16 protein-coding genes are annotated in these 20871 nt (G+C 54.5%); 9 read left to right on the top strand and 7 right to left on the bottom strand.

Annotated features, from left to right (window positions below; genetic code table 11):
• Positions 1–251: 251 nt before the first annotated feature.
• Positions 252–1952: a GGDEF domain-containing protein gene (locus E5C26_RS08845; RefSeq protein WP_135315945.1), complete on the bottom strand. Its 1701-nt coding sequence runs from the start codon at positions 1950–1952 to the stop codon at positions 252–254.
• A 445-nt stretch (positions 1953–2397) separates the two neighbouring features.
• On the opposite strand from E5C26_RS08845, the gene pepN reads away from it, so the two are divergent.
• Complete coding sequence (gene pepN, locus E5C26_RS08850) at positions 2398–5013, top strand: aminopeptidase N (protein ID WP_135315946.1); 2616 nt, start codon at positions 2398–2400, stop codon at positions 5011–5013.
• A gap of 238 nt (positions 5014–5251) precedes the next feature.
• Here pepN and ssuB read toward each other — a convergent pair whose 3' ends face one another.
• From ssuB to ssuE, 5 genes are read right to left on the bottom strand one after another with little or no spacing between them, the layout of a single operon-like run.
• Positions 5252–6025 carry an aliphatic sulfonates ABC transporter ATP-binding protein gene (gene ssuB, locus E5C26_RS08855; RefSeq protein ID WP_135315947.1) on the bottom strand — a complete coding sequence of 258 codons (774 nt, stop codon included), beginning with the start codon at positions 6023–6025 and terminating at the stop codon, positions 5252–5254.
• The gene (gene ssuC / locus E5C26_RS08860) at positions 6022–6816 is read right to left on the bottom strand and encodes an aliphatic sulfonate ABC transporter permease SsuC (protein WP_135315948.1); all 795 of its coding nucleotides are present in this window, start codon (positions 6814–6816) and stop codon (positions 6022–6024) included. Before ssuC ends, ssuB begins: the two co-directional genes overlap by 4 nt.
• A gap of 11 nt (positions 6817–6827) precedes the next feature.
• Positions 6828–7976, bottom strand: coding sequence for an FMNH2-dependent alkanesulfonate monooxygenase (gene ssuD / locus E5C26_RS08865; RefSeq protein WP_135315949.1), 1149 nt, complete (start codon positions 7974–7976; stop codon positions 6828–6830).
• A gap of 16 nt (positions 7977–7992) precedes the next feature.
• Entirely contained in the window at positions 7993–8958 is a 966-nt protein-coding gene (locus E5C26_RS08870; protein ID WP_135315950.1) for a sulfonate ABC transporter substrate-binding protein, read from the bottom strand.
• A 25-nt stretch (positions 8959–8983) separates the two neighbouring features.
• A complete protein-coding gene (gene ssuE, locus E5C26_RS08875) occupies positions 8984–9562 on the bottom strand; it encodes an NADPH-dependent FMN reductase (RefSeq protein WP_135315951.1) in 579 nt (192 codons plus the stop codon).
• Between the two features lie 259 nt (positions 9563–9821).
• On the opposite strand from ssuE, the gene pyrD reads away from it, so the two are divergent.
• Both pyrD and E5C26_RS08885 read left to right on the top strand, forming a co-directional pair.
• Positions 9822–10832, top strand: coding sequence for a quinone-dependent dihydroorotate dehydrogenase (pyrD, locus tag E5C26_RS08880; protein ID WP_135315952.1), 1011 nt, complete (start codon positions 9822–9824; stop codon positions 10830–10832).
• Positions 10833–11007: 175 nt separating this feature from the next.
• Positions 11008–11556 carry a cell division protein ZapC gene (locus E5C26_RS08885; protein WP_012006168.1) on the top strand — a complete coding sequence of 183 codons (549 nt, stop codon included), beginning with the start codon at positions 11008–11010 and terminating at the stop codon, positions 11554–11556.
• 5 nt (positions 11557–11561) lie between these two features.
• Here E5C26_RS08885 and E5C26_RS08890 read toward each other — a convergent pair whose 3' ends face one another.
• A complete protein-coding gene (locus E5C26_RS08890) occupies positions 11562–12665 on the bottom strand; it encodes a YcbX family protein (protein WP_135315953.1) in 1104 nt (367 codons plus the stop codon).
• A 103-nt stretch (positions 12666–12768) separates the two neighbouring features.
• Between E5C26_RS08890 and rlmKL the strand changes: the two genes are divergently transcribed.
• The 6 genes from rlmKL (at position 12769) to rmf (ending at position 20816) form a co-directional block, all read left to right on the top strand.
• Positions 12769–14889, top strand: a complete 2121-nt coding sequence (gene rlmKL, locus E5C26_RS08895; RefSeq protein ID WP_135315978.1) for a bifunctional 23S rRNA (guanine(2069)-N(7))-methyltransferase RlmK/23S rRNA (guanine(2445)-N(2))-methyltransferase RlmL — start codon at positions 12769–12771, stop codon at positions 14887–14889.
• Between the two features lie 5 nt (positions 14890–14894).
• The gene (locus E5C26_RS08900) at positions 14895–16799 is read left to right on the top strand and encodes an ABC transporter ATP-binding protein (protein ID WP_135315954.1); all 1905 of its coding nucleotides are present in this window, start codon (positions 14895–14897) and stop codon (positions 16797–16799) included.
• A gap of 74 nt (positions 16800–16873) precedes the next feature.
• The gene (gene pqiA / locus E5C26_RS08905; protein ID WP_135315955.1) at positions 16874–18190 is read left to right on the top strand and encodes a membrane integrity-associated transporter subunit PqiA; all 1317 of its coding nucleotides are present in this window, start codon (positions 16874–16876) and stop codon (positions 18188–18190) included.
• Positions 18177–19820: an intermembrane transport protein PqiB gene (gene pqiB, locus E5C26_RS08910; RefSeq protein WP_135315956.1), complete on the top strand. Its 1644-nt coding sequence runs from the start codon at positions 18177–18179 to the stop codon at positions 19818–19820. Before pqiA ends, pqiB begins: the two co-directional genes overlap by 14 nt.
• The gene (gene pqiC, locus E5C26_RS08915) at positions 19817–20374 is read left to right on the top strand and encodes a membrane integrity-associated transporter subunit PqiC (protein WP_135315957.1); all 558 of its coding nucleotides are present in this window, start codon (positions 19817–19819) and stop codon (positions 20372–20374) included. Before pqiB ends, pqiC begins: the two co-directional genes overlap by 4 nt.
• 271 nt (positions 20375–20645) lie before the next feature.
• Positions 20646–20816 (top strand): ribosome modulation factor, encoded by a 171-nt coding sequence (rmf, locus tag E5C26_RS08920; RefSeq protein WP_071827009.1) that lies wholly within the window; start codon positions 20646–20648, stop codon positions 20814–20816.
• The last annotated feature ends 55 nt before the right edge of the window (positions 20817–20871 follow it).

Below are 20871 nucleotides of genomic sequence, written 5' to 3' on the forward strand. Positions count from 1 at the left end.
GCGTTACTGCATCCTCGTCAGGCGCGTGTCCAAATCCGGATAATCAAAAAAAGTGGGGGGAGTATACCCGGATTATCCTGTTATTGAAGCTGCATCACACCACAATTCATCGGAGCGGGTCGAGGATTAAAAGTGCCTTTACGTCGGCTTGCCGTCGCGATGGCGGCAGAAAAGTCAGATAAACCTGTTAGGTGAATGACTTAGGTTAATTAGTCATAAAAATTATAATGTTAATTATTTTAAACAGCAATTCAGATAAAACCGATCGGGGTATGAATGCCGATCCGGTCCTTGCCGTTATTCTTGCAGAAATAGAGCGCTTCATCCGCCTGTTTGATCGCCACTGGCAACAGCCGGATATCGCTTACCTGGGCAATACCGCAACTGGTGGTGAAACGAACGGTTTGCCCATCGGCGATGGTCAGGGTTAACTGATGGGTTCGCTCACGTAGCTTGGACATCACTTCACGTGCATTTTCCAGCGTGCAGTTCCCAAGGATTACGGCGAATTCTTCACCGCCATAACGACAGAAAATATCACTGGAACGGAAGGTGCTCTGCAGCAGTTTACCGAAGGCCACCAGCACCAGATCGCCGATATGGTGGCCGTAGTTGTCATTGATATTTTTAAAGTTATCAATATCAATCAGGCAGAAGGCCAGTGGGTAGCTGCTGGCGGCCAGCGATTCGCACTCGCGGAAAAACTTGCGCCGGTTATAGATGTTGGTTAAAGGATCCAGAAACGAAGAGGCCTCCAGTTCTTTGATCAGCAGGTGTTTTTCATTTTCCAACGTCACCTTTTCCATCTGATATTGTTTGAGCTGTTTAATGGCATCGCTGATGGCCATCAATTCCTGACCATAGAACACCTCATTGCGATCGATGTTCATGTTACCGCGCGACAGCCGCAAAATATTATTATGCGTTTTCGTCAGCCAGCGGCTGATATTGGAACAATAAACCAGCGTTGGCAGGAAAATAAACAGCGCGATCAGACCGGCCAGGGAAATCATGCCGTAAATGGCGGTCTGGCTGTTATAGATCTTATGCTGAGAGGCGGAGACCTCCAACTCAAAACTACGCTGAAAAAGTCGCTGGGACAGCTCGCTGAGGTTGCCAACATATTGATAGATTGAATCAGTAGGGTAAGCAGTATGGGTATCCACGGCGGTATACAGCCCGGTGGTAATACGACTGATTTGCCGGGTCGACAATTGCCCAAGGATCTCATTGACCAGTTGGGTAGTTTGCACATCATTATAGGTCAGCTTCATGAATATCAGCCGGGTGCTTAGCGCACTCAATACCCCGGTCAATTGGATGGCTTTCAGATAGGCGACTTTACGCTCCCGCGGGTTGGTATTGACGTCGATAACCTGATCGATCAGCTCAGTGACGGACATGTTCAGCCGGTTATTTAACCGCACGGCTTCCAGAAATAAAAATGAATCGGCATCGACCATGCGGTTGTCGTAGCTATAACGGTAATAGCTTTTGCTGGCCTGAGAAATATAGTAGGCGCTGTTGATATTAAACAAATTGGCGTTGACATCGGTGATATGCGAAAGCTGCAGATTGTCATTATTCAGCAATTGTTCCATCAGGCTGAGCATGGAAAGCGCCGCGATTTTTTGCCGAATACCAAGCTGTTGCGATATCTCACTGTCGATATGTGGCCGGAACTGGGCGATTTTCTCCCGCGCCAAGCGGTCGGCGTTTTGCCACTGCCGTGGCGTAATTTCAGGATCTATCAGACTCAGACGTTTTAAGCGGTGCGCCAATAAAGTGGCCTGAAAAGCCTCCGATATTTCTTTGGCGCGGGTAATTTTGTACAGGTTAAGCTGGTTGTCGCGATAGTCGGTATTGGCCTCGGCCAATTCATCGGAAATGAACAGGGCGAAGGAGGACATCAGGGCAAAGGTAAAAAAATAGATCAGATATTTTACTTTCATATGCGCTGTACGTCCTTGAGCCAGAGTCGTTAATTATATCATTGTGGCTCCCTGGCTGTCTTGACTATACCCGTCGGAGCGCTGTGGCCGATAAGTGCTGTTGAATAAGGGCTGGCTGCCCGTGGGCTCTGAGAAAATAGCACTCTTCACCCAGCTACTGACGCCTGGAAAACGTAAAACCCTAAAGGTATTTTTTAGCATTAAATGCTGATTTTCATGCGGCATCAGGTCAAGGTGCCTGACTGCATGGGCCATTCGTCGACAATATTAGGATCCACCTCCGATTTCTCCGCTCTGGTAGCCCGGCATCTCTGGGTTTTTTTTGTAGCTGTGATACAGTTTATTTACAATCAGGCTCATCGAATTTCTGCTCTTTCCCCACGGCGAAATAAACCCAAGATGAAAGCCTGGCACCTGTAACTCACTGAGACGTCAAAGGGTTTTTATGACACAACAGCCACAGGCGAAGTATCGCCAAGATTATCGCGCGCCAGATTACACCATCACTGACATTGACCTGGATTTTGTGTTGGATGCAGAGACAACTCGCGTCACTGCCGTCAGCAAGATTAAACGCCAGGGCGCTGCCGACGCGGCACTGGTACTGAACGGTGAAGACCTGACGCTGGTGAGTATTGAGATCGACGGCCAGCCATGGACCGCCTATCAGTTGCAGGATAACAAACTGGTTATCGAGCAACTGCCAGCACAATTTACCATGACCATCGTCAATGATATTCACCCGGCGAAAAACACCGCGCTGGAAGGGTTGTACCTGTCCGGTGAGGCGCTGTGTACTCAATGTGAGGCCGAAGGTTTCCGCCACATTACCTATTATCTGGATCGCCCGGACGTGCTGGCCCGCTTTAGCACCCGCATTGTGGCTGACAAGGCTCGTTACCCGTTCCTGTTGTCAAACGGTAACCGCGTAGGCCAGGGTGAGCTGGAAGATGGGCGTCACTGGGTGCAGTGGCAAGATCCGTTCCCAAAACCTTGTTACCTGTTCGCGCTGGTGGCCGGTGACTTCGACGTGCTGCGCGACAGCTTCACTACCCGTTCCGGGCGTGAAGTGGCGCTGGAGCTGTTCGTTGACCGTGGCAACCTGGATCGCGCCGATTGGGCGATGACCTCGCTGAAGAACTCGATGAAATGGGACGAAACCCGTTTTGGTCTGGAATACGACCTCGACATTTATATGATCGTCGCGGTCGACTTCTTCAACATGGGGGCGATGGAGAATAAAGGGTTAAATATTTTTAACTCCAAATACGTATTGGCAAAAGCTGAAACCGCCACCGACAAAGATTACCTGAATATTGAAGCGGTGATTGGCCACGAATACTTCCACAACTGGACCGGCAACCGTGTGACCTGCCGCGACTGGTTCCAGCTCAGCCTGAAAGAAGGGCTGACGGTATTCCGCGATCAGGAGTTCAGTTCAGATCTGGGTTCACGTCCGGTTAACCGCATCGATAATGTGCGCGTGATGCGTGGTGCACAGTTCGCCGAAGACGCCAGCCCGATGGCGCACGCCATTCGTCCGGACAAAGTGATCGAAATGAACAACTTCTACACCCTGACGGTGTATGAGAAAGGGTCTGAAGTGATCCGCATGCTGCACACGCTGCTGGGCGAAGAGCAGTTCCAGAAAGGCATTCAGCTGTATTTCGAGCGTCATGACGGTAGCGCGGCCACCTGCGATGATTTCGTTCAGGCGATGGAAGATGCATCCAACGTTGACCTGTCACTGTTCCGCCGTTGGTACAGCCAGTCCGGTACGCCGTTGCTCACCGTGCGCGATGAGTACGATGCCGAGCATCAGCAGTATCGCCTGCACGTCAGCCAGAAGACCGAACCGACCGCCGATCAGCCGCAGAAATTGCCACTGCATATTCCGCTGGATATCGAACTGTACGACGCGCAAGGCAATGTCATTGCTTTGCAGAAAGACGGTTCTGCGGTTAATAACGTGTTGAATGTGACCGAGGCGGAGCAGACTTTCGTGTTCGACGGTGTGGCGCACAAACCGGTACCGTCCCTGTTGCGCGAGTTCTCCGCGCCGGTGAAGCTGGATTATCCGTACAGCGATCAGCAACTGACCTTCCTGATGCAGCATGCGCGCAATGAATTTGCCCGTTGGGATGCGGCGCAGAGCCTGCTGGCCACCTATATCAAACTGAACGTTGCCAAACATCAGCAGAAACAACCGTTGTCGCTGCCACTACACGTTGCTGATGCGTTCCGCGCCGTGCTGTTGGATGAGACGCTGGATCCGGCATTGGCTGCGCAAATCCTGACGTTGCCATCGGAAGGCGAAATTGCCGAGCTGTTTGCGACTATCGATCCCGAAGCGATTGCCGCGGTGCATGAAGCGATCGTCCGTTGCCTGGCGAAGGAAATGGCTGACGAGTGGCTGGCAGTGTATAACGCCAATAAAACCGACGGTTACCGGGTGGAACACGCTGATATCGCCAAACGTTCGCTGCGCAATGTATGCCTGGGCTATCTGGCCTTTGGTGACGAGGCCCTGGCCGACCGATTGGTGTCCGAGCAATATCGTCAGGCAGACAATATGACCGACTCACTGGCGGCGCTGGCGGCTGCGGTAGCGGCACAGTTGCCTTGTCGCGATGCGCTGTTAACGGCATTCGATGAGCGTTGGCACCAGGATGGTCTGGTGATGGACAAGTGGTTCGTGCTGCAGGCGACCAGCCCGGCGGCGGACGTGTTGACCAAGGTGCGTAGCTTGCTGAAACACCGTTCATTCAGCCTGAGCAATCCCAATCGGACGCGTTCTTTGATCGGCGGTTTCGCTTCCGCCAACCCGGCGGCGTTCCATGCAGCAGACGGTAGTGGTTATCAGTTCCTGGCGGAGATCCTCAGCGATTTGAACCAGCGCAACCCGCAAATTGCCGCGCGCCTGATTGAGCCGCTGATCCGTTTGAAACGCTATGATGCTTCACGTCAGGCGTTGATGCGCAAAGCACTTGAGCAGTTGAAGGGGCTGGAGAATCTTTCCGGCGATCTGTTCGAGAAGATCACCAAAGCGCTCGACGCGTAAGCATGAGTGGTATGACGTTCCTAATGCAACGACAAGGCTGATTATTAGGGAGAGCGTGCCGAAGGGGTCGTAGCAGCCTTGGCTGCCGACCAATTTGCCGGGAGCAAATTGGAACGACTTCCAGTCGGCCCGAAGGGTGGGACACATGGACGTGTCCCATAATGGCCCCTCGGTGCGCTAGGCCCGGGTATCTAGGGCTTATAACTACAAATTTCAGGGACGGCATGCCGTCCCTTTTTTAATTCGCTACCCGGCGCGAAGCTACAGCCAACGGCGGCGGTGACAGCACCCGATCCAGCACTTCGGCCTCCAGTTCCGCCAGCCTGGCTGATCCCTTACGGCGTGGACGCGGCAGGTCAATGGTCAAATCCAACCCGATACGCCCTTCCTCAATCAAAATCACCCGATCCGCCAGCGCAATGGCTTCACTGACGTCGTGCGTCACCAGCAGTACGGTAAAACCATGTCGTTGCCATAGTCCTTCAATAAGCCCCTGCATTTCAATCCGCGTTAACGCGTCCAGCGCGCCCAAGGGCTCATCCAACAGCAACAGGCGTGGGCGGTGGATCAGTGCACGAGCCAGTGCCACCCGCTGCTTTTGCCCGCCGGACAAGGCTGCCGGCCACTCATTGGCGCGATCGGCCAGCCCAACGGTTTCCAGCGTTTGCAATGCGTCGGCTCGCCAATCACCCCGCAGGCCGAGGCCGACATTGTCGATCACCTTTTTCCACGGCAGCAGGCGTGCATCCTGAAACATCAGGCGAGTATCGTCCCTGGCACTGGCGAGGGGGGCATTGCCGCTTAATAACGCGCCGCTGCTGGCATTTTCCAGCCCGGCCATCAGACGCAGCAGCGTGCTTTTGCCGCAGCCACTGCGGCCAACCACGGCGACGAACTGACCGGCGCTGATGCGCAGCTGGATATTGTCGAGTACTGTGCGATTACCGTATCGCTTGGCAATCGACTCCAGCGTGACTGGAGTCCCCTGGGGAATACGTGCGGGAGTCGTCATAGCGCTTCTCCTTGCTTGAATTGATAGGCCGGATGCCAGCGCAACCAGACGCGTTCCAGCAATTGGGCGCTGACGTCCGCCAGCTTGCCGAGCAGGGCGTACAACACAATGGCCACCACTACCACGTCGGTCTGCAGGAATTCACGGGCGTTCATTGCCAGGTAGCCAATCCCCGAATTGGCGGAAATGGTTTCGGCGACGATCAGCGTCAACCACATAAAACCCAATGCGAAACGCACGCCGACCATGATCGAGGGCAGGGCGCCCGGTAACACCACCTGGGTGAATAACTGGAAACCACTCAGGCCGTAACTGCGTGCCATTTCAAGCAGGCCCCGATCGATATTTTTGATGCCGTGATAGGTATTCAGATAAATCGGGAACAGGGTGCCCAACGCCACCAGAAAAATCTTGGCGGACTCATCGATGCCAAACCACAGGATCACCAGCGGGATTAATGCCAGATGCGGCACGTTACGGATCATCTGTATGGAACTGTCCAGCAAGCGTTCGCCCCAGCGCGACAGACCGGTGATAAAGCCCAGCGCCAGCCCGATGCTGCCACCAATGCTAAAACCGATCAACGCGCGCCAGCTGCTGATGGTCAGGTGTTGCCACAGCTCGCCGCTGTTGATCAGGGTCCAGAACGCGGTCACTACGGCGCTCGGCGCCGGCAGAATGCGGTTCGACAGCCAGCCTGCCTCCACGGATATTTGCCAGACTGCCACCAGCGCTACCGGCAATGCCCAGGGGGCCAAGCGGTGCAAGATTCGTTGGGTGCCCTTTGTCATAGTGCGGCTCCTCAGCTTTGCGATGCTTTTTGTGGAATATAAATATTGGCTACCACTTCGCCCTGTGCTTTGGCCGGTCGGCGCGGCGCGGGCGCCTGGGTTTCCACCAGATCAAGATGTGGGAACAGCAGTTCGCCAACGCGATAGGCTTCCTCCAGATGTGGGTAACCGGACAAAATAAAGGTGTCGATGCCCAGATCGGCGTATTCCTGCATACGCGCTGCCACCGTCGGGCCATCGCCAACCAGCGCGGTGCCGGCACCGCCGCGCACCAAACCCACCCCTGCCCACAGATTGGGACTGATCTCCAGATGGTCTTTCTTGCCGCCGTGCAATGCCGCCATCCGTTGTTGCCCTACGGAGTCAAACCGAGCGAAGGCCTGCTGGGCATCGGCGATGGTCTTTTCATCCAGATTGGCAATCAGCCGGTCGGCCGCTCGCCAGGCTTCCTCGGTGGTTTCGCGCACGATGACGTGCAGGCGGATACCGAAACGCACCTGGCGGCCTTTGGCTGCGGCCTTGGCACGAACTTCGGCAATTTTTTCTTTTACCTGCGCCGGCGGTTCGCCCCAGGTGAGATACATTTCAACCTGATCGGCTGCCAGATCCTGCGCAGCGGCGGAGGATCCGCCAAAATAGAGCGGTGGGCGTGGCTGTTGCACCGGTGGGTACAGCAGTTTTGCGCCCTTTACCTGAATATGTTTACCGTTAAAATCGACGGTTTCTCCTTCCAGCACCTTGCGCCAGATATGGGTGAACTCCGCCGAAGCCTCGTAGCGCTCTTCGTGATTGAGGTGCAGGCCCTCCGCCGCCAATTCATCAGGATCGCCGCCGGTGACCAGATTAAACAATGCCCGGCCGTTGGAAAGACGATCCAGTGTTGCCGCCTGACGTGCCGCCAGAGTGGGTGAAATAATCCCCGGACGCAGTGCCACCAGGAATTTCAGTCGCTGGGTGACCGGGATCAGCGAGGCGGCCACCAGCCAGGAGTCTTCACATGAGCGGCCGGTAGGGATCAGCACGCCACCGAAACCCAGTCGATCGGCAGCCTGGGCAATTTGCTGTAAATAGCCGTAATCGACGCTGCGGGCACCTTCAGTACTGCCAAGATAGTGACCGTCACCGTGGGTGGGTAAAAACCAAAATACGTTCAGGCTCATTGTCAGTTCTCCTAAATTATTGTGCGGTCGGATGCCAGATGCGTTGCGAAATATCGACTTTCACCGGCACCAGGCGGTTGGCATAAAACAGATCGGCGGTTTGCTGCTGAGCGGCGATGGTGTGTGCGTCCAGCGGTTTGATGGCGGTGGGCGGACGGTGATCCAGATAGGTCGAAATCACTTTCTCCGGCAGGCCCATGGCATTGGCCAGCAGCGTGACGCTTTGCGCACGATCGCTCAGGGTCAGCGCATCGGCCTGCGTCAGGGTATCGAGCACCTGTTGAATAAACGGCCCGTTGGTCTGGGTATAAGTTCGCACCGCCAGATAGAAGGAACCGGTTTGATTCAGATCGGTACCGTCACCCAACACTCGTACGCCGCCCTGCAACAAGGCCGCAGAATAGTAGGGGTCCCAAATCGTCCAGGCATCGACATTGCCCTGCTGGAAGGCGGCGCGGGCATCGGCCGGGGTCAGATAGACGGGCTGAATATCGGTGAATTTCAGCCCGGCTTTTTGCAATGAGCGCAGCAGCAGATTGTGGGAACTGGAGCCTTTCTGGAAGGCCACCTTGTGGCCCTTTAGCTCCGCGACGGTTTTGATCGGGCTGTTCTCCGGCACCAGGATCACTTCTGCCTTGGGTTTTGGCGGCTCTACGCCAACATACAGCAGGTCCGCTCCGGCGGCCTGGGCGAAGATCGGCGGGATATCGCCGGTACTGCCCAGATCGATACTGCCGACGTTCAGCGCTTCAAGCATTTGCGGGCCGGCGGGGAATTCGATCCAACTGATTTTGGTATTGGGAAAACGCTGTTCCAATAGCCGGTGGGTTTTTGCCAGCACCAGACTGACCGATCCTTTTTGGTAGCCAATGCGAAACTGCGCCGGATCCTGTGCGCTGGCGGCATTGATCCATGCCAATGAGATGATGCCCGCCAATGCGCTGGTGCCAAGCCAACGGCCCAGTGAAGAAAGTCGTTTCATGCTTATTTCCTTATATGCTGTGCCATCAGGCAGTTTGGCGGGCAAAAAGAGAGGGAGAGAGCTTGGCTTTCGGCGGCTTGCGGCGGCCCAATGCCAGATAAAAGCTTTCCAGGGCTTCTTCCAGCCGGACGGCCAGATTCTCGGCCAGGGTGACTTCTTCGCCGTCCAGCACCACCTGACTGTCATCGGCAAATACCCCGTGCAGCACTTCCTGCGCTTTCAGCGCCGCCAGAACCGGCTTGAGGGCGTAGTCCACCGCCAACATATGGCCAATGGAGCCGCCGGTGGCCAGCGGTAATACCACCTTATGGTCCAGCGCACGCTCTGGCAGCAGATCCAGCAGGGTCTTCAGCGCACCGGAAAACGACGCCTTATACACCGGTGTCGAGACCAACAGGCCATCTGCCTGTGCCAGTTGCTCGGTAAAGGCTTTGATCGCCGGGCTGTTAAAATTGGCATACAGCAAATCTTCGGCATCAAAATCGTGCAGGGTGTAGGAGATCACCTCCACGCCTTGCTGCTGCAACCAGTTTTTACTCAGAGAAAGCAGTGCTGCCGAGCGTGATGGGATGCGAGGGCTGCCGGCCAGTGATATAACGCGCATGACCACTCCTTATAACTAAAAGTTAGGTTTAATCAGAAAATATTCGAGAAGTGTTTTAAACCTATCAGCAAGAAGGTGGGTTACTTAAATCTCTTTTTTTGATTTTGTTATGCACAAATGCGGATTGGCGGCGGTTTGAGCGCAGACGAGGGAAAACGATTGCGTAAAAAACGTTTTTTTTGCTTTTAATCAATTCCAATTGGTCAGGGGATACCGGATAATACGCCCCCGGTTTGCAACCGGGAAATCAGGAGAGTACATGTACTACCCCCTCATCAGAAAAGCGTTGTTCCAGCTCGATCCCGAGCGTGCGCATGAATTGACTTTTCAACAGCTTCGCCGTGTCACCGGCACCCCGTTAGAATTCCTTATTCGTCAGTCTGTGCCGACCAAGCCGGTCAACTGCATGGGGCTCTCTTTTAAAAACCCATTGGGCCTGGCTGCCGGTCTGGATAAAGACGGCGAGTGTATCGATGCCTTTGGCGCCATGGGCTTTGGTTTTGTCGAAGTCGGCACTGTCACGCCGCGCCCGCAGTCGGGCAATGACAAACCGCGTCTGTTCCGCATTGTGGAAGCCGAAGGCCTGATCAACCGCATGGGGTTTAATAACCAGGGTGTGGATAATCTGGTTGAAAACGTTAAGAAATCTCATTTCGGCGGCATTCTGGGGATTAATATCGGCAAGAATAAAGACACCCCGGTTGAGCAAGGGAAAGACGATTATCTAATCTGTATGGATAAAGTTTATCCGTATGCCGGTTATATCGCGATTAACATTTCGTCACCAAATACCCCAGGATTACGATCCTTACAGTATGGCGAAGCTTTGGACGATCTTCTGGCTGCGATTAAAAATAAACAGCAGGAATTGCATGCGCGCCATCACAAATATGTGCCGGTGGCAGTAAAGATCGCGCCGGATCTTTCTGAAGAAGAATTGATCCAAATAGCCGACAGCCTGGTACGCCATAATATAGATGGTGTGATCGCGACCAATACCACGCTGGATCGTAAATTGATCCAGGGGCTGAATTATTGTGAGCAAATGGGGGGCCTGAGTGGCCGTCCGGTGCAGGCAAGCAGCACCGAAGTGATCCGCCGTCTGTCACTTGAGTTGCAAGGGCGTTTGCCGATTATCGGCGTCGGTGGAATTGATTCCCTGATGGCGGCGCGGGAAAAAATGGCAGCGGGGGCTTCACTGGTGCAAATTTATTCCGGATTTATCTTCAAAGGTCCGCGCTTGATTAAAGATATCGTTAACTACATCTAATATTTTTTCTTTCATTTTCCGCCGGGGGTTTATTTCTTCCCCCGGCTCGTCTATATTTTGTCCACTAGCATAAATATCGTTCGCGGAATTATCCGATGTTTAAGCGTCTTTAGTGGTGATAAAATCACCTTTTAGGGTAAATACAGTCTGGCATGGGCAGCGAGAAGGATAAGAGATGAAGATAAAACCTGACGATAATTGGCGTTGGTATTTTGACGCTGAACACGATCGGCTAATGCTGGATTTAGCCAATGGGATGATCTTTCGCTCGCGTTTCCCAGCCAAAATGTTAACCCCGGATGCTTTCGATGAATGCTCTTTCTGTGTCGATGACGCTGCGCTTTATTTTAATTATGAAGAGCAGTGCAAACAGATAAAGCTTAGCCATGAGCAGCGTGCTGAACTGGTATTAAATGCCCTGGTGGCTTATCGCTTCCTGAAACCTTTGATGCCGAAAAGCTGGCATTTCTCTCAGCAACATTACCCGTTGCAGCCGAAGAATGGCGAACTGGCGGCGGTGAAAGTGATGGAGAGCGGCATTGAAGCCCGCCTGCTGGTGGTGGAAGCCGGTGACAACGCCAGCCTGTGCCTGTTGGCGCAAAATCAGCTTTCGCTGGCCGGCCGTACCATGGTGCTGGGTGATGCCATCAAAGTGATGCACGATCGCCTTAAACCCTGCGCGCAAGATGAAGCCTCAGCCCCAGCTTACGACAGGGCGATGTAAGGCAATTACGCCAGCGTCAAATCGCTTTTGGGAATACAGCTGCAGCAAAGAATGGTGCCATTGTCGGCCACCGCACTTTTCTTCAGCGGTGCCACTTCGCCATTGACCAAAGTAATACGACAGCTTCCGCAAATTCCCGCACGGCATGAATAAGGTATGCGCAGCCCTTGCTGTTCCAACTGCTCCAGTAATATCTGCTGATTGTTGCCGGTAAACACCGTTCCCGCGTAGTCAATAGTGACGCTCTGCGTACTGTCCTGCGGTGCCTGCACGCTTTCCACCACTTTACCTGCGCCATAAGGGCGTGGCGGCTTGGTGGATAACACTTCAACTGCATCGCCAACGCGGATAATACCGCTGTTGCGCGCCACCATATTCTGGCCAAAATCGACATCGCCATTATCAGCGGTGCGGAATTTCTGCAGGGTACTCAGCGGTTCACCACTCGGATGTTTACGCCCACGTTCGGTACTGACGGTGGTCAGCACGCAGCGGCTGCAAGGCTTCACCAGATCAAACATCACGTCACCGACGCGGATCACCTGCCAGCCATCTTCTGCCCAGGCGCTGGCACCGGTCACCACCAGGTTCGGGCGAAACTGTTCCAGCTTGATACTGCCGGGGCAGCGCTGCTGAAGGTTGTTGAACGAGGCTTCGTTAATTAACAGATAGGGATAACCGTCGGCGAAGGACAGGGGGATTTCCGGATGCTTTTTAACGCGACGGGTCAGTTCCGGGCCGAGCCAACGCAATTGCACTTCACGCTGGAAATAGCCGCTCAGCCAGCTATTAATCGCCTGCGGTGCAATCAGGGCGGTGAAATGGTTGCCCCAGACTTCGGTCGGCTGCGCCTCGGCGGCGAAATCGCTAAAGCGGATGGCGGCACTTTCTCCGTCCGGCGCGGTCAGGAACAGGCCGTCTGCCAGCAGTGCCGGAGTGAATAACACCATCTGCGGATATTGCCGTGCGGTAATAAAAGTGCCATCCGGCTCGGTGATCATAAAGGTACGATCAAAAGCCAGGCCGCTACTGGAAACCTGAGCGTGGGAAAGTTGCAAACCTCGAAGCGATTTAACCGGATGAACGTAAAGTTTGGCTAGCGTAATCACCCTGATCCCCGTGCGATTATTAAATAGAAGGGAGCAACTTTATGACAAGCGGTCTGGATTAGCTATAATGCGCAACAATTTTCTTTTTGGTGATAAGTACGATATGAACTCTCTGTTTGCCAGCACGGCGCGTGGACTGGAAGAACTGTTAAAAAGCGAACTCGAAGCGCTGGGCGCTCACGCCTGTAAAGTCGTACAGGGTGGGGTACATTTTCAGGGTGACGATCGTCTTCTGTACCAAAGCTTGCTGTGGAGCCGATTGGCATCACGTATTTTGCTGCCGTTGAATGAATTCCGCGTACACAGCGATCTGGATTTGTACCTGGGCGTACAGGCGATCGACTGGACGAGCATTTTTGGTGTGGATAAAACTTTCGCCGTTCACTTCAGTGGCGTTAACGAAGAGATCCGCAACAGCCAATATGGTGCACTGAAGGTCAAGGACGCGATTGTCGACAGCTTTACCCGCAAAATCGAACAGCGCCCGACGGTGGCCAAGCAGCAGCCGGACATTCGCGTCAATGTGTTCCTGCAGCGCGATATGGCCAGCGTAGCGCTTGATTTGAGCGGTGAAGGCCTGCACCAGCGTGGTTACCGTGACCTGACCGGCCAGGCACCGCTGAAAGAAAGTCTGGCAGCGGCGATTGTACAGCGTTCCGGCTGGCAGCCGGGCACGCCAATGCTGGATCCCATGTGTGGTTCGGGCACCCTGTTGATTGAAGCGGCGATGATCGCTTCCGACCGCGCCCCTGGCCTGCATCGTCAACACTGGGGCTTTACCGCCTGGAATGGTCACAACGTCGATCTGTGGCGTGAAGTGATCACCGAAGCGCAGGTGCGCGCCCGTCGTGGCCTGCAGGAAACCACCTCGCGTTTCTTCGGTTCTGATATCGATCGCCGGGTGATTGAAATGGCTCGCGGCAACGCCCGTCGTGCCGGCGTCGCCGAACTGATTACCTTTAACGTCAACGACGTAGCCAAACTGACCAACCCGCTGCCGGAAGGCCCAACGGGTACCGTAGTCTGCAACCCGCCGTACGGTGAACGTCTGGAAAGCGAACCGGCGCTGATTGCCTTGCATAATATGCTGGGCCGTATCATGAAAAGCGCTTTTGGTGGCTGGCAGTTGTCGCTGTTCAGCGCCTCACCGGAGCTGTTGAGCTGCCTGCAACTGCGTGCCGAGCGCCAGTTCAAGGCTAAAAATGGCCCGTTGGACTGCGTGCAGAAAAACTACCAACTGGCAGAAAACCCATTGGGTGCCGGTGGCGTGCAGGTGGCGGAAGATTTTGCCAACCGTCTGCGCAAAAACCTGAAGAAGCTCGACAAGTGGGCCAAACAGCAGGGCATTGAGTGCTACCGCTTGTACGATGCTGACCTGCCGGAATATAACGTGGCGGTGGATCGCTACGGCAGCAAAGTCGTGGTGCAGGAATATGCGCCACCGAAAACCATTGATGCGCAGAAGGCGCGTCAACGTCTGTTCGACGTGATCAACGCCACGCTGGCGGTGTTGGAATTGCCGTCCAACCAGTTGATCCTGAAAACCCGCGAGCGCCAGAAAGGCAAAAACCAGTACGAAAAACTGGCGCAGAAGGGCGAGTTCCTGCTGGTGGAAGAGTTCAACGCCAAGCTGTGGGTTAACCTGACCGACTATCTCGATACCGGTCTGTTCCTCGACCACCGTATTGCTCGCCGCATGCTGGGCGAGATGAGCAAAGGCAAAGACTTCCTCAACCTGTTCGCCTATACCGGCAGCGCCAGCGTGCATGCCGGATTGGGTGGGGCGCGTAGCACCACTACCGTGGATATGTCGCGCACCTATCTGGAATGGGCGGAGAAAAACCTGCGGGTTAACGGCCTGACCGGCAAACAGCACAGATTGATCCATGCGGATTGTCTGTCATGGATGCAAAATGCCGACGAACAATTCGACGTGATCTTTATCGATCCGCCGACCTTCTCCAACTCCAAACGGATGGAGAACACTTTTGACGTTCAGCGCGATCACCTGGCGCTGATGCAAGATTTGAAACGGTTGCTGCGTCGTAACGGGACCATTATGTTCTCGAACAACAAGCGCGGTTTCCAGATGGATATGGCCGGCCTGAGCGCATTGGGTCTGGAGGCGAAAGAAATTACCGCCCAGACGCAGTCGCAGGACTTTGCCCGTAACCGTCAAATTCATAACTGCTGGCTGCTTACCCATGCCGGCGAAGGAAAATAATTACTATGTCGTTAATTAGCATGTCCGGTGCCTGGCTTTCTTTCAGTGATGCACCCCTTTTAGACAACACCGAAATTCATATTGAAGACAACGAACGCGTTTGTCTGGTTGGGCGCAATGGCGCCGGTAAATCCACGCTGTTGAAGATCCTCGGTAAAGAAATTCCGCTGGATGACGGTCGGGTGATTTACGAGCAAGATCTGATTGTGGCGCGTCTGCAACAGGATCCCCCGCGCAATATCGGCGGCACGGTTTTTGACTTTGTGGCCGAAGGCGTCGCCGAACAGGCGGAACACCTGAAAGCCTACCACGCGATTTCACACCTGGTAGAAACCGACCCAAGCGAAAAAAACCTGACGCGCATGGCGCAGATTATGGAGATCCTCGATCACCAGGGCCTGTGGCAGCTCGATAGCCGCATTAGCGAAGTGCTGTTGCAGTTGGGCCTGAATGGCGATGCTGAACTGACCTCGCTCTCTGGCGGCTGGCTGCGTAAAGCGGCACTAGGCCGTGCGCTGGTCAGTTCTCCGCGCGTACTGTTGCTCGATGAACCGACCAACCACCTGGATATTTCAACCATCGATTGGCTGGAAGGCTTCCTGAAAGAGTTCCAGGGCAGCATCGTGTTCATTTCCCATGACCGTTCCTTTATCCGCAATATGGCGACGCGCATTGTCGATCTCGATCGCGGTAAGTTGGTGTCCTGGCCGGGCAACTACGATTTATACCTGCTGAGCAAAGAAGAAGCGCTGCGGGTAGAAGAACTGCAAAACGCCGAATTCGACCGCAAGCTGGCGCAGGAAGAAGTGTGGATCCGTCAGGGTATCAAGGCGCGTCGTACCCGTAACGAAGGCCGTGTGCGTGCGCTGAAGGCGTTGCGTAACGAGCGTTCCGAACGCCGTGAAGTGATGGGCACCGCCAAGATGCAGGTGGAAGAAGCGGTACGCTCCGGCAAAATTGTGTTTGAGATGGAAGACGTTAACTATCAGGTTGGCGGCAAAGTGTTGGTGCGTAATTTCTCCGCTCAGGTGCAGCGTGGCGACAAAATTGCGTTGGTCGGCCCGAACGGTTGCGGTAAAACTACGCTGCTGAAACTGATGCTCAGCCAGTTGAAAGCCGACAGCGGCCGCGTACACTGCGGGACCAAGCTGGAAGTGGCTTACTTCGACCAGCACCGCGCGGATCTGGATCCGGAGCGCACGGTAATGGACAACCTTGCGGAAGGCAAACAGGAAGTGTTGGTCAACGGCCGTTCCCGTCACGTGTTGGGGTATCTGCAGGACTTCCTGTTCCACCCTAAACGGGCGATGACGCCGGTGAAAGCCTTGTCGGGCGGTGAGCGTAATCGTCTGTTGCTGGCCAAGCTGTTCCTGAAGCCTAGCAACTTATTGATCCTCGATGAACCTACCAACGACCTTGATGTTGAAACGCTGGAATTGCTGGAAGAGCTGATCGACGGCTACCAGGGTACCGTGATGTTGGTAAGTCACGATCGTCAGTTCGTTGATAACTCGGTAACCGAGTGCTGGATCTTCGAAGGCAACGGTGAGATCAGCACCTTCGTCGGCGGTTATTTCGATGCGCACCATCAACGTGCGACGGCAAAACCGATCCGCCAGGTTGCTGCCGATCAGAACAAGCCTGTATCAGAAAAAAAGGCTGAACAGCCAAAGAAAACAGCAGCTAAACTGAGCTATAACCTGTTACGTGAGCTGGAGCAGTTGCCGCAACGCCTTGAACAGCTGGAAGCGGAAATTACGGCGCTGCAGGCGCAAATGAGTGATGCTGATTTCTTCACTCGTCCTCACAGCGAAACGCAACAGGTGCTGACAGCACTGGCCACGGCCGAAGGGGCGCTGGAAGAGGCGTTCGCCCGCTGGGAAGAGTTGGAAGCGATGAAAAACGGCTAACCGTTGAAAATACCGCCCGCGCGCTGCTGCGGGCGGTATTGCCGTACCGGTGAGCAACGTTATTAAGGAGGAATATGGTGTGTTCCCACGAGAATCACGAGCAGCACAGCCATGCCACGCATGCTACACAGCAACAGGACAATCTGATGCTGTGTCCGCAGTGCGACATGCTGGTGGCATTGCCGCCGCTGGCATATGGTTCAAAAGCGGTATGCCCGCGTTGTAAGACTACCCTCAGCTCCCGCTGGGAGGAACCGCGCAAGCGGCCGATCGGCTATGCTCTCAGCGCCTTGTTTATGCTGCTGCTGGCGAATATTTTCCCGTTTATCAATATGCGCGTTGCCGGTCTTGGTAACGAAATCAAACTGATCCAAATCCCGCAGGTGATGGTGGCGGAAGACTATGCCAGCATGGCCACGCTGTTTATGGTGTTTGTTCAACTGATCCCGGCATTCTGTATGCTGGCGATCATTGTACTGTGCGCCAAAGTGCCCATCCCCACCGGTTTGAAAGAGTGGATGGCTAAAATGCTGTTCCAGTTTAAAACCTGGTGCATGGTGGAGATTTTCCTGGCCGGGGTATTGGTCAGCTTCGTGAAGCTGATGGCTTATGGTGATATCGGCGTCGGCAGCAGCTTTGTGCCGTACTGCCTGTTTTGTCTGCTGCAGGTGCGCGCCTTCCAGTGTGTCGATCGCCGCTGGCTGTGGAATGACATTGAACCCGCACCGAAGCTTGATCGTCCAATGGAAGTTGGACGTACCGGGCTGCGTCAGGGGCTGCGTTCCTGCCAGTGTTGCACGGCCATTCTACCGGCGGAACTGACCCAGTGCCCGCGCTGCCATTCCCGTGGCTATGTGCGCCGTCGGCACAGCCTGCAATGGACGCTGGCGCTGCTGCTCACCTCTATTTTGTTATATATTCCGGCAAACCTGATGCCGATCATGGTCACCGAGGCGCTGGGCAACAAACTGACCTCCACCATCATGGCCGGGGTGATCCTGCTGTGGGGAGAAGGATCTTACCCGGTGGCGATGGTGATCTTCATCGCCAGTATTATGGTGCCTTCGCTAAAAATGTTGGCGATTGGCTGGCTGTGTTGGGATGCCAATGGCACCGGCAAGGCCCGGGCCGACAGCGAGCGAATGCATCTGATTTATGAAGTGGTTGAATTTGTTGGCCGCTGGTCAATGATTGACGTGTTTGTGATTGCCGTGCTTTCGGCATTGGTACGGATGGGACAATTGATGAGCATTTATCCTGACATTGGCGCACTGCTGTTCGCTATGGTGGTGATCCTCACTATGTTTGCAGCCATGACGTTTGATCCCCGTCTGACCTGGGATCGCGTAAACGAAACAATAAAAAAGGAGCCGCAAGGTGACGGAAAATAATCATAGCGTCGCGGACGTTGAGAAGATCAAACGCTGGTCACCAGTGTGGATCATCCCGATTGTCACCGCACTGATCGGCGCCTGGATCCTGTTTTACCATTTCAGCCACCAGGGGCCGGTGGTCACGTTGGTCACCACCACCGCAGAAGGGCTGGAAGCGGGTAAAACCAAAATCAAAAGTCGCAGCGTTGACGTTGGGGTCGTGGAAACGGTGACCCTGAGCGAAGACTTGAGCAAGGTGGTAGTCGAGGCACGGCTGAACTCCGGCATGGAGAAACTGTTGCGCCAGGATTCTGCCTTTTGGGTCGTGAAGCCGCAAATAGGCCGTGGGGGGGTGTCCGGCCTGGGCACACTGCTTTCCGGTGCCTATATCGAGCTGCAGCCGGGCAATAAAGGCAAGGCAGGCAAGGACTACCAACTGCTGGATGCGCCGCCATTGGCCTCTCCAGATGCCAAAGGGTTACGCATTGTGCTGGATAGCGAAAGATCCGGTCAGTTGAATGCCGGCGATCCGGTACTGTTCCGTGGTTATCGTGTCGGCTCGGTGGAAACCAGCTATTTTGATCCCAAGATGCGCGCCATGCGCTACCAACTGTTTATCTCCGCACCTTACGACCAGTTGGTGACCAGTAACGTCCGTTTCTGGAAAGACAGCGGTGTGGCGTTTGATATGTCGGCACAGGGGATGCGGGTGGAAATGGGCTCGCTGGCGACCTTGTTCAGCGGCGGCGTCAGCTTTGACGTGCCGGATGGATGGGACCGCGGTGAACTGGCAAAACCGAAAGCGGAATATCACCTGTTCGACAATCAGCGCAGTATTCAGGATTCGCTGTATACCGTGCATAAAGACTACCTGTTGTTCTTCGCCGATTCGGTTCGTGGCTTGCAGGCTGGCGCACCGGTGGAATTCCGCGGCATCCGTCTGGGGACCGTTGGTCAGGTACCGTTCTACCAAAAAGGCATGGTTCAGCGCCTGGATAGTGATTACCGTATTCCGGTATTGATCCGCATCGAACCGGATCGCTTCCAGAAAGAATTGGGCGGCAACTTCGATATCGAGCGCCATTTGAAAGATGCCGAGTCCCGTGGTATGCGCGCTTCGTTGAAATCCGCCAACCTGTTGACGGGGTCGCTGTATGTCGATCTGGACTTCTATCCACAGGCCAAAGCCTGGAATGGGCCGCGAGAGTTGTTTGGTTATCCATTGATGCCAACCACCAGCGGTGGGCTGGCGCAGATCCAGCAGAAGCTGATGCAGACTCTGGATAAGATCAACTCGATGCCGCTCAATCCGATGATTAACGAGGCGACCAAAACCCTGGCGGAAAGCCAGAAAACCATGCAGACGACGCAGAAAACCATGCAGTCGCTGAATGACATTATCGCCAGCAAAGAGATGAAGGCGCTGCCGCAGGATATGCAGAAAACCTTGCAGGAACTGAACCGCAGCATGAAAGGGTTCCAGCCAGGCTCACCGGCCTACAACAAGATGGTTGGCGACATGCAACGTCTTGATCAGGTATTGCGTGAACTGCAGCCGGTGCTGCGCACCCTGAACGAAAAGAGCAACGCGCTGGTATTTGAAGCCGCGGGCAGTAACGATCCTCAGCCGAAGAAGGCCAATAAATGATGAAATGGATTCCGGTAGCCCTGGCGCTGTTACTCAGCGCCTGTAGCAGCACGCCACAAAAGACCTATTATCAACTGCCGGCATTGGGCACGCCGACACAGGTCAGTGGCAGCACGACGTCGCGCCAGCTTTGGCTGGAGCACGTTAGCGTGGCGGATTACCTGGCGCAGAGTGGTGTGGTTTACCAGACCAATGACGTGCAGTACGTGATTGCCCAGAATAACCTGTGGGCCAGCCCGCTGGATCAACAGTTGCAGCAGACGCTGGTCACCAACCTGAGCAGCGCGCTGCCGGGTTGGGTGGTGTCTTCGCAGCCGATGAGCAGCGAGCAGGATGTGCTGAACGTCACCGTCAGCGGTTTCCATGGCCGCTTTGACGGCAAGGCAATCATTCGCGGCGAGTGGGTGCTGAATCATCAGGGCACTCTGACGAAACGGCCGTTCAGCCTGGAGCTTAAGCAGGGCGAAGACGGCTACGATGCGTTGGTGCGGACATTGGCACAAGGGTGGCAGCAAGAAGCCCAGGACATCGCTGCGCAAGCCGGTCGTTTTTAGAAATAATTTGTACTAAATCGGTCTAACCCCTCTCGGTGAGAAATAGTGGAATTTCTCGTCGTGAGGGGTTTTTATTTGATTTCAATAAGTTAACTTCTCTCCTGCATATCAGCCACTTAGCAAATTCTGCGTGCGTAGCTCACAAATATGACATTGGCGTGAATTTTGCGCATTGATCTTCGCGCCATTTAGCGCTATTGCTTAAACGTGGCAGCACAAAAAGCAGCCATTGTTTTCTTTCCACCAGACCAAAAAATGAGGGAAACGAGGCATGAAGAGACAGAAACGCGATCGTCTGGAAAGGGCGCATTCGAGAGGTTATCAGGCAGGTATTTTAGGGCGTTCCAGGGAATATTGTCCCTACCAATCATCAGTGGACGCCCGGTCTCAGTGGCTGGGAGGTTGGCGAGAAGCCATGGAAGACAGGGCTGTGACCGCTTAAGCGGCTCCCTGTCAAAAAAAAGGAATAACCTCCGCCCTGCGCGGAGGTTTTTGTT

The sequence above is a fragment of the Serratia proteamaculans genome, assembly GCF_004684015.1.
In the GTDB taxonomy this organism is placed as follows: Bacteria; Pseudomonadota; Gammaproteobacteria; order Enterobacterales; family Enterobacteriaceae; genus Serratia; species Serratia proteamaculans_F.

What these genes read in the sequence shown, in the direction of transcription:
- E5C26_RS08845 (WP_135315945.1), bottom strand. Translation starts at nt 1,952, where the DNA reads ATGAAAGTAAAATATCTGATCTATTTTTTTACCTTTGCCCTGATGTCC.
- pepN (WP_135315946.1), top strand. Translation starts at nt 2,398, where the DNA reads ATGACACAACAGCCACAGGCGAAGTATCGCCAAGATTATCGCGCGCCA.
- ssuB (WP_135315947.1), bottom strand. Translation starts at nt 6,025, where the DNA reads ATGACGACTCCCGCACGTATTCCCCAGGGGACTCCAGTCACGCTGGAG.
- ssuC (WP_135315948.1), bottom strand. Translation starts at nt 6,816, where the DNA reads ATGACAAAGGGCACCCAACGAATCTTGCACCGCTTGGCCCCCTGGGCA.
- ssuD (WP_135315949.1), bottom strand. Translation starts at nt 7,976, where the DNA reads ATGAGCCTGAACGTATTTTGGTTTTTACCCACCCACGGTGACGGTCAC.
- E5C26_RS08870 (WP_135315950.1), bottom strand. Translation starts at nt 8,958, where the DNA reads ATGAAACGACTTTCTTCACTGGGCCGTTGGCTTGGCACCAGCGCATTG.
- ssuE (WP_135315951.1), bottom strand. Translation starts at nt 9,562, where the DNA reads ATGCGCGTTATATCACTGGCCGGCAGCCCTCGCATCCCATCACGCTCG.
- pyrD (WP_135315952.1), top strand. Translation starts at nt 9,822, where the DNA reads ATGTACTACCCCCTCATCAGAAAAGCGTTGTTCCAGCTCGATCCCGAG.
- E5C26_RS08885 (WP_012006168.1), top strand. Translation starts at nt 11,008, where the DNA reads ATGAAGATAAAACCTGACGATAATTGGCGTTGGTATTTTGACGCTGAA.
- rlmKL (WP_135315978.1), top strand. Translation starts at nt 12,769, where the DNA reads ATGAACTCTCTGTTTGCCAGCACGGCGCGTGGACTGGAAGAACTGTTA.
- E5C26_RS08900 (WP_135315954.1), top strand. Translation starts at nt 14,895, where the DNA reads ATGTCGTTAATTAGCATGTCCGGTGCCTGGCTTTCTTTCAGTGATGCA.
- pqiA (WP_135315955.1), top strand. Translation starts at nt 16,874, where the DNA reads ATGGTGTGTTCCCACGAGAATCACGAGCAGCACAGCCATGCCACGCAT.
- pqiC (WP_135315957.1), top strand. Translation starts at nt 19,817, where the DNA reads ATGATGAAATGGATTCCGGTAGCCCTGGCGCTGTTACTCAGCGCCTGT.
- rmf (WP_071827009.1), top strand. Translation starts at nt 20,646, where the DNA reads ATGAAGAGACAGAAACGCGATCGTCTGGAAAGGGCGCATTCGAGAGGT.